Source organism: Bacteroides sp., from assembly GCF_052357945.1.
Taxonomy (GTDB): domain Bacteria; phylum Bacteroidota; class Bacteroidia; order Bacteroidales; family Bacteroidaceae; genus Bacteroides.
In genome coordinates, this window is sequence record NZ_DAWCXD010000293.1 from 1 (window position 1) to 2,269 (window position 2,269).

Genomic DNA, 2,269 nt, shown 5'->3' on the forward strand with positions numbered 1-2,269 from the left:
TAACATTTTAACAAGCGAAAAGGTAGAAGATTGTCAACTGCTGATTCGCATTATTTATTAAGTTATAAATTAATCTCCAACAATTGTTTTTTCAGCTCTTTTCTGATTATTTCCTATTTAAAATGGCATCAATATCAGATTGTCTATAAAGCCTTTTTCCTCCAACTTCTATTACACGTAAATATCCATTTTTATTCCACTGATATAATGTGCTACGGTTGACATGCAATAGTTTTGCGGTTTCATTGGGAGTAAGGTATTCTTTGGGTTGCTTTGTTTCTAAAATCAAACGTTCTATATCATCTTTTGACTGTTGGAGAAGATAATCTGCAAATTCTTTTAGCTCCTTGATCGTAATCGTTATGGAAATATTTAAATCGCTTTCCAATAAATCTTGTAATTTCATAATTTGTTGATTTTATATTAAATTGCTTTTGGCTATTTTATCTACATCTGTATTTTTTGAAGACACTTTAGAATGTTTCCACTCTCAATAGCTTCCATAATTTCATGCAGTTTATAGTATATATGTCCTCTAGGTTCGGAAATTTCGTCACCTTCTTCGTTTACCATTGTTTCAATACCAAATTGATAAGGGAATACTAGTTTCCGTTTCTCTAAATTTTTAAGAACTCCGCTTCCGAAACGGTCTTCCGCATCGGATTTACATATAAGAATTTTTTTATTTTTGAGATTTGCATTTCTTTCATTCTTATATGCTTCAATACCTAATTTAATACCAATCTCAATGGCTTACTTAATAATCGGATCTATTTCCATGTTTTTTTTCTTTTTGTTAAGTGACAAATGAACGAAAATAATTGGAGTTATTACGACATTTTGATCTTTTTATTTGTGGGTTTATCTCATTCATCCTCATAAATAGCCATCATAAAAAGAAAACCCGGCAACCGTATTGTTACCGGGCGTCTTTGTTGATGGCGTCAACTTTCATGTATCATTTATTGATGTGAGTTGTAACCCATTTCATTTAGTACTGTACAATTGTCCTTACTTAGACCTGCATTAAAACTGGTGCCGGATTCTACAGTTACTAGCCTGTCAATAACGCAAGTCTGGCAATACATTACGTTAACCGTTACTTTATCGTTGTTTTGTAGAATCTTTAGTAGTCTTTCGATAAACTGCTCTCCTTCTTCTATCCGTTCTTTGCTAGCGGGCTCTATTACCATTTTCATAGTTATATTTTATATTGATTGATTCCTGTTGTTATCGTTAAACATTTCATCCCATACGCAGAAAGCAAGAAGGATGATACAAATAATTAGTATAGCGTTCATAATTGATTAAATATCAAAGAAGTGTTCTCCCTTTTTCCTGAATATCCTATAGCCAGTGTATAGGCATCCAAATACTATCAATATCTCCATCTCGTTATAGCTTAATGGTTGTAACCTGTTGGTATATCGTGGAGGCTCTCATTATCTCTAATGGTGTGCCAGTCACTTCTATTGCCGTGTACTCTTCGTATTCGAATACATTATGCTTTATTCCTTCTATCTTTAGCATGGTAGTAATATCCTCTACTTGCTTGCTCTCGTGGAGCTTATAAACCTTTGTTTCTATCATATAGTGTAATTTATGATAGGGGGAATTCCCCCTATGGTTAATAATTCAGTGAAAGGGAAGCACCTATTTTCACAAACCAGTACTTCCATGAAAACAAATCAAATATTATGAATAAAAAAACTAGTCACCGCAATACGAGCCACACCCGTAGCCCATTGCACGATTAATACGGTTTTGATACTCATTATAAGAGATACCCTCTTTGCGTGCTGCTATCTCGCCTTTCATGCGTTCCGCTTTAGCTTCCGCTTCTCTTCTGATACGGTCGGCTTCGATTTGTGCACGAAGAAGAACCGAACTAATGGCGGCTTGCTCGTTCTCTTCACGTACCTTTGCTTCACGTGCTTTAGTCTCTGCTTCGATTGCTTGGCGTTCTTCGGCTACTCTAACCTCAAACTTTGCCATGCTCCAAGATTTACGGAGTGCATCGGAGAATGTCGGGTACTTTGCACGTGCATTGTTATACAAGTTGTGTGCTCTCTTCATTATCTGGCTTAAATTGTAGCGTTTCATATCCGTAATGTTTTATATTTCGTTTATGATGCAAATGTAATATAAAACGGTACATTAAACCAAATTAAAAGAAATATTTAACATTACTTTAACCGAAAAATGTAACGTTATTACGGTACATTTAATAATAAATGTTATTTTTGTACCGTAAACTAAAACATTACGA

At 34.5% G+C, this 2,269-nt stretch carries 3 protein-coding genes; all 3 read right to left on the reverse strand.

Annotated features, from left to right (window positions below; translation table 11 throughout):
* Positions 1-106: 106 nt before the first annotated feature.
* The 3 genes from ACT8YW_RS23025 to ACT8YW_RS23035 all read right to left on the reverse strand — a co-directional run bounded on the left by ACT8YW_RS23025 (position 107) and on the right by ACT8YW_RS23035 (position 2,103).
* Positions 107-406, reverse strand: coding sequence for a helix-turn-helix domain-containing protein (locus tag ACT8YW_RS23025; protein WP_117610427.1), 300 nt, complete (start codon positions 404-406; stop codon positions 107-109).
* Between the two features lie 556 nt (positions 407-962).
* A complete protein-coding gene (locus tag ACT8YW_RS23030) occupies positions 963-1,193 on the reverse strand; it encodes a hypothetical protein (RefSeq protein ID WP_147337299.1) in 231 nt (76 codons plus the stop codon).
* A gap of 517 nt (positions 1,194-1,710) precedes the next feature.
* The gene (locus ACT8YW_RS23035; RefSeq protein WP_117610431.1) at positions 1,711-2,103 is read right to left on the reverse strand and encodes a hypothetical protein; all 393 of its coding nucleotides are present in this window, start codon (positions 2,101-2,103) and stop codon (positions 1,711-1,713) included.
* Between the last annotated feature and the right edge of the window lie 166 nt (positions 2,104-2,269).

What these genes read in the sequence shown, in the direction of transcription:
- ACT8YW_RS23030 (WP_147337299.1), bottom strand. Translation starts at nt 1,193, where the DNA reads ATGGTAATAGAGCCCGCTAGCAAAGAACGGATAGAAGAAGGAGAGCAG.
- ACT8YW_RS23035 (WP_117610431.1), bottom strand. Translation starts at nt 2,103, where the DNA reads ATGAAACGCTACAATTTAAGCCAGATAATGAAGAGAGCACACAACTTG.
- ACT8YW_RS23025 (WP_117610427.1), bottom strand. Translation starts at nt 406, where the DNA reads ATGAAATTACAAGATTTATTGGAAAGCGATTTAAATATTTCCATAACG.